The 13,507-nt window shown below is 63.7% G+C and carries 11 protein-coding genes; 3 read left to right on the top strand and 8 right to left on the bottom strand.

The window, feature by feature from the left end; translation table 11 throughout:
• Nucleotides 1-10: 10 nt before the first annotated feature.
• Entirely contained in the window at nucleotides 11-709 is a 699-nt protein-coding gene (locus tag NDB2M1_RS14785) for a FadR/GntR family transcriptional regulator (RefSeq protein WP_072383499.1), read from the bottom strand.
• A 116-nt stretch (nucleotides 710-825) separates the two neighbouring features.
• Here NDB2M1_RS14785 and NDB2M1_RS14790 point away from each other — a divergent pair, with 116 nt between their 5' ends.
• The 3 genes from NDB2M1_RS14790 to NDB2M1_RS14800 all read left to right on the top strand — a co-directional run bounded on the left by NDB2M1_RS14790 (nucleotide 826) and on the right by NDB2M1_RS14800 (nucleotide 5,171).
• The gene (locus NDB2M1_RS14790; protein ID WP_072383500.1) at nucleotides 826-1,944 is read left to right on the top strand and encodes an amidohydrolase family protein; all 1,119 of its coding nucleotides are present in this window, start codon (nucleotides 826-828) and stop codon (nucleotides 1,942-1,944) included.
• 61 nt (nucleotides 1,945-2,005) lie between these two features.
• Nucleotides 2,006-3,790 (top strand): acyl-CoA dehydrogenase, encoded by a 1,785-nt coding sequence (locus NDB2M1_RS14795; protein WP_072383502.1) that lies wholly within the window; start codon nucleotides 2,006-2,008, stop codon nucleotides 3,788-3,790.
• A 139-nt stretch (nucleotides 3,791-3,929) separates the two neighbouring features.
• Nucleotides 3,930-5,171: an amidohydrolase family protein gene (locus tag NDB2M1_RS14800; protein WP_072383504.1), complete on the top strand. Its 1,242-nt coding sequence runs from the start codon at nucleotides 3,930-3,932 to the stop codon at nucleotides 5,169-5,171.
• A gap of 150 nt (nucleotides 5,172-5,321) precedes the next feature.
• On the opposite strand, the gene NDB2M1_RS14805 is transcribed toward NDB2M1_RS14800, so the two are convergent.
• The 7 genes from NDB2M1_RS14805 to NDB2M1_RS14835 all read right to left on the bottom strand — a co-directional run bounded on the left by NDB2M1_RS14805 (nucleotide 5,322) and on the right by NDB2M1_RS14835 (nucleotide 13,463).
• Entirely contained in the window at nucleotides 5,322-7,811 is a 2,490-nt protein-coding gene (locus NDB2M1_RS14805; RefSeq protein WP_253185907.1) for a TonB-dependent receptor, read from the bottom strand.
• Between the two features lie 76 nt (nucleotides 7,812-7,887).
• On the bottom strand, nucleotides 7,888-8,898 hold the full coding sequence (locus NDB2M1_RS14810) for a DUF2889 domain-containing protein (RefSeq protein ID WP_072383508.1): 1,011 nt from the start codon (nucleotides 8,896-8,898) through the stop codon (nucleotides 7,888-7,890).
• Nucleotides 8,899-8,907: 9 nt separating this feature from the next.
• Nucleotides 8,908-9,702, bottom strand: coding sequence for an SDR family oxidoreductase (locus tag NDB2M1_RS14815; RefSeq protein WP_072383510.1), 795 nt, complete (start codon nucleotides 9,700-9,702; stop codon nucleotides 8,908-8,910).
• A gap of 20 nt (nucleotides 9,703-9,722) precedes the next feature.
• A complete protein-coding gene (locus NDB2M1_RS14820) occupies nucleotides 9,723-10,553 on the bottom strand; it encodes an SDR family NAD(P)-dependent oxidoreductase (RefSeq protein ID WP_072383512.1) in 831 nt (276 codons plus the stop codon).
• Nucleotides 10,550-12,073 carry a class I adenylate-forming enzyme family protein gene (locus tag NDB2M1_RS14825; RefSeq protein ID WP_072383514.1) on the bottom strand — a complete coding sequence of 508 codons (1,524 nt, stop codon included), beginning with the start codon at nucleotides 12,071-12,073 and terminating at the stop codon, nucleotides 10,550-10,552. The genes NDB2M1_RS14820 and NDB2M1_RS14825 overlap by 4 nt, the downstream gene beginning before the upstream one ends.
• Nucleotides 12,073-12,837, bottom strand: a complete 765-nt coding sequence (locus tag NDB2M1_RS14830; protein WP_072383517.1) for an SDR family NAD(P)-dependent oxidoreductase — start codon at nucleotides 12,835-12,837, stop codon at nucleotides 12,073-12,075. Before NDB2M1_RS14830 ends, NDB2M1_RS14825 begins: the two co-directional genes overlap by 1 nt.
• Nucleotides 12,838-12,890: 53 nt before the next feature.
• Nucleotides 12,891-13,463, bottom strand: coding sequence for a TetR/AcrR family transcriptional regulator (locus tag NDB2M1_RS14835; protein WP_171955409.1), 573 nt, complete (start codon nucleotides 13,461-13,463; stop codon nucleotides 12,891-12,893).
• Nucleotides 13,464-13,507 lie beyond the last annotated feature (44 nt).

Consider the following 13,507-nt stretch of genomic DNA (forward strand, 5'->3'; position numbering starts at 1 on the left):
AATCGACCGGTTATGCCTGCTGGTCGGTCGCTTCGAGCCAGTCCGCCAGCGCGGCCGAACGGCGGCGCATCATCAAGCGGGCCACGTCGCCATCCCGGTCGAGGATCGCCTGGCACAGGCCGTGCTGCAGCTTGCGGGCCACGTCGCGTTGTTCCGCGGTCTGGTAGAGAGTGGTGCCCTGCTCTTCCATACCGAACGAATAGCCGATCGCCATGACCAGCTCGATCGCCGGATTGCCGCTCATCCGCGCGAGCAGACGGGCCACTCGTGCTTCGGCGACGATAATTGCGCTCGGGGTATCCGCTTCGTCGATCGTAAGGGCGAACTGGACGAGCTTTTCGCGCAGGTCCGCATCTTCACACTGGCAGGCAAGGCCTGCGGCTTCTTCGGCGACCAGACGGCTGACCGCGATGATATCGAGCAAGGTCGCTCCCTTGAGCCGCAAATAGCGTGCAAGGGTCCGGATAGCATCTTCTGCATCGGGCCGGCTGGCATAGAAGCCGCCGCGGATTCCGCGCCGCACGCTGATGAGCCTGTCGTTCTCGGCAATCTTGGCGGCTTGTCGCAGGGTTGGCCTGCTGATCCTGAGCCGGAGCAGGAGTTCGTCCTCCGAGCCGATGAACGCGCCGTCTTCGCGCGCCAGGCTCAATTCGGCAAGCTCGCGCGCGGTGCGCACCACGAGCGTCTCGGCTTGTCCTGTCTGCAGCATGTCACCTCCATTCAAGATATCTCTTTATAGAATCCACATCCTCAGTCCAGCAAAACTCTTGCGCTGACTTGTATAACTAGGTACTTCTTTCTCATAATCGAATCGGGAGAAAGCACGTGAAGCCTTTCGTTTTCAGCGCCGACAGCCACATCATGGAGCCGCCTTCGATCTTTCTCGATGGCCTGCCCGCCAATCTGAAGCGCCACGCCATCCACAGCCGCAAGGAAGGGGACTTCCTGATCACCGGCACCGAGGACAAGATCATCTACCGCCTGCGCGTGGGCCAGCACCGAGAAAAGGCGCTCGGCGACAACGAGCGCAAGGGTATCCGCGAGATCCCCGGCCGGCTGGAAGACATGGAGCTGGAAGGCATCGACGCCGAAATCTGCTTCCCGAGCCTGGGCCTCTGGCTCTACGCGCTCGACAGCGCCGAGGCGGAAGCCGCATCGGCGCGGCTCTACAACGATTGGAACAATGAGTTTCTGGGCGGCCACCCCGAACGCTTCGTGCGCTGCGGGATGCTGCCGGTGCTCGATTTCTCGAACACGGTGGCCGAACTGGAATACCTCGCGTCCAAGGGCTTCACCGCTGCGATGCTGCCTGCGGTGACCCTGCCAAACCTCCCGAAATACAATGACGAGAAGTGGGACGTGGTGTTCGCCAAGGGTGCGGCACTTGGCATCGTCTTCGTCATGCACACGGGCACCGGTCTTGAATCCGTGGTCATCGAGCGCGGCCCGGGCGCGGGGATCATCAACTACACCAACCAGATGATGGATGCCGAGCAGAGCGTCATGTACCTCGTCGCCGGCGGCGTGCTCGATCGCAATCCGGGCGCCAAGGTCGCCTTCATCGAGAGCGGCGCCAGCTGGCTGGTCGCGCTGGCGGAGCGCATGGACGAGGTCGAGGAAGCGCACGCCAAGTTCGTCTTCCCCAAGCTCTCGCGCCGCTGCAGCCAGATCATCGACGATCAGGTCTGGGCGAGCTTCCAGCATGACCGCGCGTGCATCACTGCCGCCGCTGCCGGCCTTCCCGGCGCGAAGAACGTGATGTGGGGTTCGGACTACCCGCATGCCGAGGGTACTTTCCCGATCAGCCGCCCGATCCAGGAACAGCTTTTCGAGAACCTCGATGTGCCCGAAACGGTGCGCAATGACATCCTCGGGCTCAGCGCCGCGCGGCTGTTCCGCATGGAACCGGTGGTGCACACCTCGCCGGTCTACCAGGCCGCATGAAGGCGGGGCGGGGCCCGATCACGGCACCGCCACCGCGCTGATCCTGGGGGGCGAGGCAGCCATGGTCCATCTCGGCCTGAGCGGCGAGCAGGAGGCGATGATCGAAACGGTCCGCCGCGCGCTCGCCGATCGCGGCGCGCGCGGCGCCGATGAGGTCCTGCGGGAGCTTGGCATTGATGCCCTGATCGAGGACGGCGGCAGTCTCTTCGATGCCGCGCTTGTGGCAGAAGCGGCCGGACGCGCGGGCGTAATCGCCTATCCCGAGGAACGCATCCTGATCGCGGCCGCCTGCATCGGCATCGCGACCCGCGCGCTGGAAGACGCGGCCGCCTATGCTTGCGAGCGGGTCGTGTTCGGAAGGCCCATCGGCGAATACCAGGGCGTGGCCCACGCGCTCGCCAATGTGATCACCGAGGTGGAGGGCGCGCGCCTGCTGATCTGGCGCGCCATCGCCGCGCGCGCAGAGCAAGCGGCGGACGCCGCTCCCCTGGATACGCAGGCCTTCTGGTGGGCCGCGCGCAGCGTGATCCCCGCGATCAGAACCGCGATGCGCACCTTCGGTGGTTATGGCGTATCGGAAGATTCGCCCCTGCCCGCGCTCTATCTGGCGGCGCGTGCGGCGCTGCTGCAGTTTGGCGATCCTGATCGCCTGCTCACCGGCCCGCTTCGCGAGCTCGCGCCGATCGGTTCCGTGCCGATCAGCTTCAGCCCGGATGCCGAAGCCGAAGCGTGGCGCGCGCGGACCGAAGCGTTTCTTGCTGCCCATTTTACCGAGGCCGACAAGCGGGCCTTTGCCGTGAGCCTCGACAACCACATTCCCGAGCTCCACCGCAAGTTGGCCGATGCGGGGCTGCTGTTTCCGGACTGGCCGGAGGAATGGGGCGGATCGGGCGCGTCGGCGCTCGCAACTTCTGCGGTGCACCGTGCGCTCACCCACGCGGGTTGGCCGATCTCGGTGCTCGTTGTGTCGGATTCGATCGGCAAGCTGCTCATGCTGTTCGGCACTCCCGAGGCCAAGGCGGAAATCCTGCCCAAGCTGGCACGCGGAGAAGCGCTGGCCTGCCTTGGCCTGTCCGAACCAACAGGCGGATCGGACGTGTTCGGCGCAAAGACCCGGGCGGTCCACGATGGTGAGCGCTGGATCGTGAATGGGCAGAAGGTCTTCACCACCAGCGCCCATATTGCCGACTACGTGCTGCTGCTGTGCCGTACCGAAGGCGGGCTAACGTTGTTCGTGGGGCCGCTCGGCAGCCCCGGCACAGGCGGTTTCGATCTGGCCCCGGTGCAGACCTTTGCCGGCGAGCGCACCAACATTACCTTTTACGCAGATTTCGCGGTGCCGGACCGGTACTTGCTCGGCGAGGCCGGACGCGGCACCAAGGTACTCGCCGCGACGATGACGCTCGAACACAATCAGGGTGACTATTATCTGGGCGCGCTCGATCTTGCTCGCAGCGAGCTGCATTGCGGGCTCGATGCGTTGTTTTCCCTTCCGGGCATTGGCGAGAATGCGCCCGCCATCAGGCTTTCCCTTGCCCGCCTCGATGCGCATATTGCCCTGCTCGAATGCCTGTCGATCCGCGCGATCTGGGCGGGGCATACTGGTCAGGGGCAGCGCTGGTTCGGTCCGATGTGCAAGTTGTTCGGCACCGAGAGCTGGGCCTCCTGCAATGCCGAACTGGTCGAGCGCTTTGCCCCCTATTCGCTCGACCGCAGCATCGCGGCGCTGGCGGCGGTGGAATCCGAAGCGCGGAGCGGCATTCAGGCGACAATCTACGGCGGCACCAGCGAAGTGCAGCGCAGCGTGATCGCGGAGACCCGGCTCGGCTTGCCGCGCAGTCGTTAAAAGTATCTTTTATTGATAAAGATCGTCCAAAAATCCGATATTTTGACGCTCATCAAATATATTAGATACCTCTTTTGACAATCTGCTCCGGCAAGGCGGCGCAACGGACATGCGCCGTCCGTGGAAGAGGAACCCTGCCATGACCGAGAAACTTCGCCCCTTCGTTTTCAGCTGCGATGCCCATGTCGCCGAACCGCCTGACTTGTTCGTATCCCGCATGCCCGCACACCTGAAGGACTACGTGATCCACGGCGAGGTGCAGGGTGACATCCGCATCACCCGGATCGGCGAGCAGGTGATCCTCAAGATCAACACCAATTTCCACACCCACAAGACCGGTGAGGGCGATGCCGCATTCAATGCTCAATCCGGGGCCCAACCCGGCGCAGAAAAGGCCCCGGACCGCTCCTGCACCGATGCGGCCGACAACTTCGTCTCGGACTGCGCGGTCGATACCAAGCGGCGCGGCGCGCGCGATCTTGATTTGAGGCTCGCCGATATGGACCGGGACGGGGTGGATGCCGAACTGGTCTTCCCCTCGCTCGGCCTGATGCTGCCACGCATTGCCGACCGCGAAGGGCAGCGCACCGCCTGCCAGATCTGGAACGACTGGGCCTGGGACTATTGCGCGCCCGTGCGCGGCCGGCTCATCCCCGCCGCGATGATCCCCTGCATCGATTTCGATGATGCGCTTGCCGAGTGCGAGCGTGCGGCCGCAAAAGGCTTTGCCGCCTTCTGCTTGTGGGAAGGGCTCAACAACTACAACGATCCGCGCTGGGATCCGATCTTCGCGCTGGCAGGAGAGCTTGGCATTCCGCTGGTGTTCCACACCGGTGTCGGCAACATCAACATCCGTGCGCTCAAGGGCCCGGGCGGCGCGCTGTTCAACTACACGCGTCAGATGAACGATGCGGTGGATGTGATCACCCAACTGGTCGCTGGCGGCGTGCTCGATCGCAATCCCAAGGCGCAGATCCTGTTTGCCGAGCACAGCGCCGGCTGGCTCTGGGGCCTCGCGGAACGGATGGACGAGGTCTACAACGGCCACGCGCCCTCGATCAGTCCCAAGCTCTCGCGCCTCCCCAGCCAGATCGTGCGCGATCAGGTGCACTGCGCGCTGCAGAACGATGGCAACAGTTCGATGGCGATCCGCAAGGGCGTCGGCATCGATGCGCTGCTCTTCGCCACCGACTATCCCCACGCCGAAGGGACGTTCCCCTTCTCGAAGCAGGTGATCGACGCGCTTGTGGCGGCCAACCCCGATGTATCGACCGATGAACTGGTCGCAGTGCTGGGCGGCAATGCGGCAAAGCTGTTCAAGCGCGCCAACCTGCAGCCGCAGGTCGACGCGCGGCGGACGGAGCTGATGGCCGCAGCCTGATCACCGTCGCGCGCACGACCAAGCCCCGCCGGACCGGCTCCGGCGGGGCTTCTTCTTTGCCCGATCGCGCCACAGAAAAGGGCGGACCGCCACCGGCCCGCCCTTCCCGTTTCATCATTCATCCGGGCCGCCGCAGCGACCGCGGGGCCCTCAGAAGTGGAAGCCCAGGGTCACGCCGTAGGTCAACGGATCGCGGCGCTTGGAGCTCGTGATGCCGAGCGAGCCGATGTAGAGGTTCTGCGTGAAAGCGCGGTTGTCGGTGAGGTTCTTACCCCAGACCGTCACCGAAATGCCGCTGTCGCTTTCGTAGCCGATGTTGCCTCCGAGAATACCGGTTGCAGGCGTTGTGAACGAGTCGATCGCTGCCTGCGAGTTCGGCGTGATCGTGGTGCCGGCGTAAGTGAACAGGTCAGGCGCGCCATAGTACTTGTCGACCCACGAGAAATCGACGCGCGCGGTCAGCTTGCCGGGGCCGACCCTCTGGTGGAAGTCGGCTGCGACGGTGAAGCTGCTCTTGGGCACCGCCACGAAGGCATCGCCCGAGTGATCGACGAACGTGCTGCTGCCAAATGCAATCGGCTGGGTATACCTCTTGTACTTGGGATCGGTAATCGAACCCGATGCCGAAAGCGTCAGGTAGGGTGTGACTGCAGCCGCGAGATCGGCCTCGACACCATAGGTTTCCTGTTTCTCTGCGTTGTAGAGCACGGTCAGCAGGTTGGTGCTGCCCGGCACGTTGAGCAACAGCGAACGCTGCGCGTCGGAAATCTGGTTGTGATAGGCAGCGACGTTCAAGCGAACCTTGTGATCGAGAAATTCGGACTTGATGCCGATTTCCTGCTCGTCGTTCATTTCGGGCTTGAACGGTGTAAAGGTGGCAGGGTCGCCGTTGGCACGAAGGTTCTGACCTCCCGAACGATAGCCGCGGCCAGCCTTGGCGTAAATCAGCACGTCGGGAGTGACCTTGTAGTCAAGACCGGCCGTATAGCTAAGCCGCTTGAACGTATCCGAACGACCCGCAGCACAGTTGTCATTCGCCACCGTAGTGATTGAGGGGATGTTGCAACTGATGTAGACGGTGGTGTTGAACAGGGCGTTGCCGTTGCGCGTCAAAAGCGACTTCTTGTCGCTCGACCAGCGCAGGCCGCCCGTGAAGGTGAGCTTGTCGGTAATATGGTAGCTCGCCTGGCCGTAGATGCCGAAGCTCTTGTTGTTGATATCACCGCGGTAGAGGCCAGTGGTATTCGGCACGAAGGTTCCTGCTGGTATACCAGCGGGCGCGAGTGCGCCGACGAAGGCGAGGAAGGGCACGAAACCAACCGCATTGTTCGAGGTCGAGCGATCAAAGCCGCCTTCAGTGAAGTATGTCACACCAGCCGCATAATCGAGCTTGTCGTCCATGATCTTGCCGGTGAGCTGCACTTCGCCCGACCACTGATGCAGGTCCTGATAGCCCGTCGTTTGCAGGAGCAGATAGGGCGTTCCGTCGAGGTCGATGTTGCTCGCCGAGGTGATCTTGCGGTAGCCACCGATCAACTTGAGTGTGCTTTTGCCCAGATCGAACTGCGCTGTCAGATTATAATTCCGGGTCTTGGTGTCAGTGAACGGCTTGTCGTTCAGCGAAACCGTGCGCGGATCAGAGTTTACAAGACCGATCTGGGAGGCTGGCGGCTGCGTAGCCTGATTGAGTGCCGCAGCCGTGTTCGCGGGAGCGATGCCTGCAACAAAGCCGAACTGGGTGCTCGCCAGCTGCTGATAAGTAAGCGCAGTCCCTGCAACGCGACGCACCTGGCGGGCCGGACCGTCAGACTTGTAAGTGTACCACTCGCCGGATGCGGTGAGTGAAATGGTATCGGTCGCCTGCCAGAACGCCGAGATGCGGCCTGTCAGGTTGTCGACATTGTCGTACTTTGCACCCGTGACAGTGTCAGTGGTATAACCATCGCGATTGCGGTACTTGACCGCGCCTCGGAGTGCGAACTTGTCCTTAATAACCGGCAAGTTCAGAATCACGGTACCGTCAATCTCATTGAACCGGCCGTAGGTGGCCACAATGCTCCCGCTCACGGCATCAAGCTTCGGCTTGTTGGTTTCAAGCAGCACCGCGCCTGCAGACGTATTGCGGCCAAACAGCGTGCCCTGCGGGCCCTTGAGCACCTGCACACTGGAAATGTCGAGGAGATCGCCGTTGAGGCCATAGGTGCGGGCGATATAGACGCCGTCGAGATAGGTGCCGACCGAAGGCTCAAGCGTGGCGAGCGCATCATTCTGGACCTGACCACGGATCGAAAGTTGCAGCGCTGTCGGGTTTGACGGAGCCTCAATCGTAGTGAAGCCCGGGGTAAAGGCGGCAATTTCGCTCACCTTGACGGCATTCTGCGAAGCGAGTTCCGCGCCGGAGAAGGCGGTTACGGCGACCGGCACGTCCTGAAGCTTCTCGCTGACCTTGCGTGCGGTGACGATGATTTCCTGCAGACCGCCGTTTTGGTCGGTCGCGGCTGCTTCGGCCGGTGCGTCCTCGGCACGAGCAATTCCACCTGACAGCAGCATGGCGGCACCGGCAACTCCGCCCAACAGATGCACCGCGGCGCGCTTCGAAAGCTTCGGCATTTTCAGGTCTCCTCCCAAAGAGCGATACACGCCGCTCAAAGTGTGCGGACTTATATAACTACGTCCACCAAGATACACAAGAGAAACCGCAGGGCGCATCGAGGCGTCAGTCTGAGCGCAGCTCCCGCGCCAGTTCGGGAACGTCCGAAATCGCACGCAGCACATCGTTGAGATGCGTGCAGCCAAGAGTTGACGGCAGTACCTCGACCACCGAATCCCGGAATTCCCTGACATCGCTGCCGATCAGCCGGGTCGCCTTGACCGATGCCCCGGGGCATTCGCGATACGGCAGGATCAGCGGAAGCGCCTGCAAGGCAAGAAGGCACGAGGTAACTGGATCGATCTCGGCATAGAGGCGGTATTCATGAATCGCGGTGCGTCCACCTGCGGGGTTTGAGCCGCTGTCCTGGAACCCTGCATCGACCATGATCACATCGTTCTGGAGCCAAAGATCGATTCGGCGGGCACGCCGCTTCCTGGGTCCTTGCTGAAACGGCATCGGGTGCCAGCCGGCGGCATCATCCGGGTGCTCGAGCGGACCGACTTCTGTGAAGGACTGATTGACGTTGTCAGGGGTGCCGTCAGCCTTGAAGGCGCTGCCACCGGTGGTGAAACCGGTGCAGATGTCGTTCATGACGCCCTTGCGACCGGCGGTTGATTGCTGCGCACTGCGCTGCGGGCCTGAGGCCCAGTCACCGCGCCACTGCGACCAGATCCAGCCTGCCACCAGACTTGCTCCGGCAAAATCATCCAGAACCTGAAATGTCGGCGTGCCGCGTAGATCGCCGAGAATTTCAGCGATGGCGCGGCGACTGGCCCCGCCCGCTCGGACACCGACAAGTTCCTGCGATCTTGGATGGTCGGGGTTCAAAGCGATCCGCAGTATCTCCCGCTGCGGCGAAGCGAGGATTTGAAATCCCCCCACGGCCAGTTCGACCGGATCGCCGTCCAGCGGCGTCAGCAGATCACGCGCACGGCCCACCATCTCCCAGGGCTGGCCGAAGCCATCGGGCCATTCCGAATCGATCGACGTTGTGCGGCGGATCGATCCCGGCCGCCGTAGTGGCGCATGTCCTGCACTCTGGCGGGCAAAGGGAAACTGCTGCGGCCGGTTCATGGCAGGTCCTTACTTGGGCGGCATGCGGATGGCGCCATCGAGGCGGATGCACTGGCCGTTGAAATAGGTGTTGCGCGCGAGTTCGAGCACGAGGCTGCCGAATTCCTCCGGTTTGCCGAGGCGCTTGGGGAACGGCACCGAAGCTTCGAGCCCGGCAAAGATCGCCGGCGCCTTGTCCTTTACCGAAAGCATCGGCGGCGTGGCGAAGATGCCCGGCACGATCGCATTTACGCGGATACCCAGATCCATGAGATCGCGCGCCATCGGCAGGACCATCGAATTGACCGCACCCTTGCCGCCGCCATAGGCGACCTGCCCGATCTGCCCATCCTGCGAGGCGGCGGAGGATGTCATGATGATGCAGCCGCGCTCGCCATCCTCATTCAGCGGATCGGCATTGGCCATGCCGAGCGCCGCGATCGAGGCGATCCGGTAGCTTGCGGTGAAGATGCCTTCTGCCGAGCGGGCGATCATCTCGGTGGGCGTGCGCTTGTAGCCGCCGGTCTGCTTGTCGAACGAGACGGTCTTGCCGCCGCCGGTGACCATGGCGCAATGGACCACGATCCGTTCCTGCCCATGCGCCGCGCGCGCCTTGGCATAGCCTGCTTCGACACTCTCTTCCGAAGTGATGTCAACCTTGCAGAACAGGCCGCCGATGGCCTCGGCAACTGCAGTTCCGGCTTCCTCGTTCATGTCGAAAAGCGCGACCTTGACGCCGGCGGCAGCCAGTGCCTCGGCACTGGCGCGGCCGAGCCCGGATGCGGCGCCGGTGACCACGGCAGCGATGGAATTGTCGATCTTCATGGAAATGCTCCTGGTGACGTTCAAACAGATTTCGGAGCAGGGCCGTGCTGGGCCCTGAGACGCTCCTGCAAGACCTTATCCGCCCCTTCCGCGCGCGGCGCGACCGACGCGCCGCCGTCGAGCTTGAGCGTGGAGCCGGTGCAGTAGCTCGCCTTCTGCGAGGCGAAAAAGAAGCAGGCATGGGCAATGTCGTCCGGCGTTCCGGCACGGCCAACCGGAATCGTCGCGCCATAGGCGGCAAGGCCCTCCGCCCCCAGCACCCGCAGCGCATTGTCGCTGGCCACGAGCCCGGGGTTGATCGCATTGACCGTGATGCTCTCGCGGACCACATCACCCGCAGCTCCGCGCACGAAGGCGTCCAGCGCGGCCTTGGCCATGCCATAGGCGGTCATGTTGGGAACAGTGACGAAGGTGCCGTTGACCGAGCCGATCACGATGAACCGCCCGCCTTGCGGCGCGGCGGCGAGATGCGGGCGCGCGGCATCCAGCAGCCACCAGGCCGCCTTGGCCGTCGAGGCGATGCCCGCTTCGAGCGCCTCATCACTGACCGCGCCAAGGCCGCCATGCGCGATCTCGGCGGCACAGTGGACGAGGACATCGATCCGCCCGAAGACTTGTATCGCAGTTGCCACGAGATCGCGGCACGACTGGTGGTCCTTTGCATCAAGCGCACAGACCTCGGCGCGGCCTCCCGCCGCCACAATCGCCTCTCGCGCTTCTGCGGCGTAGGAGAGGGTCCGCGCACCGAGCACAACATGGGCGCCTTCTGCCGCAAAGGCCTGCGCGACGCCGCGCCCGATCCCGCGTCCCGCGCCGGTCACGATCACGCAGCGGCCTGCAAATTCGCTCATGCCGTCTGTTCTTCGAAAAGCGCCTTCAGGCCGGGGGCTGATGGCTTCATCGAGGGGGTGCGCGGAAAGTCGTCGACGAAGCGGAAGTGGACCGGAACCTGGTAGGCGATGAGCCGGTCCCTGAGGAACTGCTTGAGGTCTTCGGGATCGGGGCGCACGGCCCCGGCGCGCAGGATGATCGCCGCCGCCGGCACTGCGCCGAGCCGTTCATCGGGCACCCCCACAACAGCCGCCTCGCGCACCGCCGGGTGCTGGTTCAGCGCCTGAACCACATCGTCAGGATGGATCTTGAAGCCGCCGCGAATGATCGCATTGTCGGCGCGGCCGCGGATGTAGAGAAAGCCGTCGCTGTCAAGCACAGCGCGGTCCGTGGTGCGCAGCCAGCGCTCACCAGTCTGCGGGTAGTCAGGCCCCAGCTGATCGCCCTTAAGTTCGAGGAGCCCTTCCTCGCCGTGGGGCAATTCCAGACCACTTGCGGGATCGACGACTCGGGCGGTGATATTCGCGTGGACCCGGCCGACCGCACCGTATTTCGCCTTCCAGTGTGCCCGGAAATCGTCGAGAGACCAGCCCGCGATGGCGCCGGCAAATTCGGTCGCGCCATAGTTCGCGAGGATCGGAATGCCGTACTTTTCATAAAACGCGTCGACCAGTTCAGGCGCGAGCGGGGCCGTGCCGCTGATCATCGCAGAAAGGCTGGAAAGCGCAGCAGGATCGACATCGGCTTCAAGCAGCATCCGGATCGCCGAAGGGACCGCGCCCGCCACTTTGGGGCGGTTGCGGCGGATCGCCTCGACCCAGCCCTCGACGGTGAACTTCTCGAGCAAGCCGATCTTGCGGCCCGCTGCAAGCGCACCGATGCAGCCGTATATCCCGCCGATGTGGGTGAGCGGATTGTTGACCATCGTCACGCCCGAACGCAGCTGCGGCCTATCGGCAAAATCACGGCCGCGCTCGTAGCGGGTGAAGCCGGCGAAACTCGCGTCAAACGATGCGCGGGTGAGCGGCACGCGCTTGGGCGCGCCTGTGGTGCCGCTGGTCAGCATTTCGATCGCCACGCCAGGTGAAGTCAGGACTGTGCAGCGCGGCGTTTCATGCCCGGGCTGCAGACGCACGCCTTCCATCCGCGCACCGATGGCGATGACCGCGCTGCCTGCACGGTGCAAGGCATCGGTCATCCCGGGCCGTGCGAGATCGCTTTCATCAGCAATGATCGCAGGCAGGCCCAGCCCCTCGATATCAGCATGGAGCCGCGCATCGGGCAGGATCGGATTGAGCGAGACGAGGCAACGATCCGTCGCCAGCACCGCGAGGATCGCGGCGATATGGCCGGGCCGATTGCGCAGCATAATGCCGACGCGCGCTTCCGCCGGAAGGCCCATCCCGCCGAGTGCGGCCTCGATGGCTTCCACCACGCGGGAAAGATCGCCCCAGGTATAATCGATTCCCTCGAAATCGATCTCGGCGCGCTGCGGATCGAGGGCCATGATCGCGCGCAGCTTTTCGGTCATCAGTGCCATCAGATCGCGAGCCCTCCCGCTGCCTCGATCACGTTGCCGGTCACCCAGCGTGCTTCCTCGCGGCACAGCATCAGGACCGCACCGGCGATATCGTCGGGCTGACCCATGCGGCCCATCGGCGTGGTCTTGGCGTTTGCTTCGTCGAACCCGGGACGCTCGCGCAGCTTGGCGATGAAGTCGGTCGCCACCGCGCCCGGCGCAACGAGATTGCAGGTGATACCGCGCTTGGCGACTGCGACCGCCGTGGAGAAGGTCAGGCTCTGCAAGGCACGCTTGCCCATCGCGTAACCCGCTGCGAAATGCTGGGCAACCTTGCCGGAAATCGAGCCGATGTTGATCACCCGGCCATGATCGCGCAGCCGTGGTAACGCGGCCTGCGTGACGAGATAGGGCCCTTTGGCATTGACCGCCATCATCCGGTCAAACAGTTCCTCCGAACCGCTCTTGAGGCTCGCGTCCTCCCCGTCGCTGCCCACGCCAGCGTTGTTGACCAGAATATCGAGATTGGGTGCCGGCCCGAATGCCGCGTCGCAGGCAGCGAACATCGCTGCGATCGAAGCACTGTCGGAAACGTCCGCCCGGATAGCAAATGCCCTGCCCCCGGCCGCCGCGACCTCTTCGACCAGCGCTTCCGCCGCGTCCTCCGCGCCGTGCCAGACAAACGCCACTTGTGCGCCTTCCGCCACCAGCCGGCACACGATCGCCGCCCCGATTCCCCTTGCGCCACCCGTGACGAGCGCGGTCTTTCCATCCAGACATCCCATGGCCTGATTGTGCCGAGATATCTCACCTAGTGCAATAACTCTTTATCGATACCTCAATCGATCAGCGCCTGGAAGGCTGCGGCAAGCCATTTGCGGGTTTCGGCGGACATCTCCGCGCCGAAAGCGCCGAGCGGATAGAGCTCGCGGTACAGCGTCAGCCCCGAAGCCAGTGCCGAAAAGCAGGCCGCCTTCCCGGCGCCGCGTTCGGGGCCGTACCAGCGGGCCAGAGGTTCGACGAACAGCTCCTTCAGCAGCCGGTCTGAAATGGCGCGGGCCGTGGGATCGGCGCTTGCCAGCATCATCATCGGCAAGGGGTTGCGCTGCGGGCCCTGGCTGGCGGTGAGCAGATCGACCACCGCCACGCCGAAGTTTTCCTTCGGAAGTTCGGTGATGATCCCCGCGCGCAGCAGATCGGAGAGCGCTGCTTCGTAGAGCTTTTCCTTGGAGCCGAAGTAGCGGCTGACCAGCGCGGGATTGACCCCGGCGGCAGCGGTGATTTCGCGGACGCCGGTATCCGAATAGCCCCGGATCGAAAAGGCATCCTGCGCGGCGGCAAGGATCGCGGCGCGGGTACGCTGGGCATCGCGCTGGGGACGCAGAGCTGGTTCTAACGCAGATTCAGGCATTGACATGCTATGTAAACCGCCGTTTACTTAGAGGCAAGGATATA

The sequence above is a fragment of the Novosphingobium sp. NDB2Meth1 genome (assembly GCF_900117425.1).
In the GTDB taxonomy this organism is placed as follows: domain Bacteria; phylum Pseudomonadota; class Alphaproteobacteria; order Sphingomonadales; family Sphingomonadaceae; genus Novosphingobium.

Excerpts from the sequence above, each read along its gene's own strand:
- NDB2M1_RS14785 (WP_072383499.1), bottom strand. The coding sequence starts at position 709 with ATGCTGCAGACAGGACAAGCCGAGACGCTCGTGGTGCGCACCGCGCGC.
- NDB2M1_RS14795 (WP_072383502.1), top strand. The coding sequence starts at position 2,006 with ATGGTCCATCTCGGCCTGAGCGGCGAGCAGGAGGCGATGATCGAAACG.
- NDB2M1_RS14800 (WP_072383504.1), top strand. The coding sequence starts at position 3,930 with ATGACCGAGAAACTTCGCCCCTTCGTTTTCAGCTGCGATGCCCATGTC.
- NDB2M1_RS14810 (WP_072383508.1), bottom strand. The coding sequence starts at position 8,898 with ATGAACCGGCCGCAGCAGTTTCCCTTTGCCCGCCAGAGTGCAGGACAT.
- NDB2M1_RS14815 (WP_072383510.1), bottom strand. The coding sequence starts at position 9,702 with ATGAAGATCGACAATTCCATCGCTGCCGTGGTCACCGGCGCCGCATCC.
- NDB2M1_RS14820 (WP_072383512.1), bottom strand. The coding sequence starts at position 10,553 with ATGAGCGAATTTGCAGGCCGCTGCGTGATCGTGACCGGCGCGGGACGC.
- NDB2M1_RS14825 (WP_072383514.1), bottom strand. The coding sequence starts at position 12,073 with ATGGCACTGATGACCGAAAAGCTGCGCGCGATCATGGCCCTCGATCCG.
- NDB2M1_RS14830 (WP_072383517.1), bottom strand. The coding sequence starts at position 12,837 with ATGGGATGTCTGGATGGAAAGACCGCGCTCGTCACGGGTGGCGCAAGG.
- NDB2M1_RS14835 (WP_171955409.1), bottom strand. The coding sequence starts at position 13,463 with ATGCCTGAATCTGCGTTAGAACCAGCTCTGCGTCCCCAGCGCGATGCC.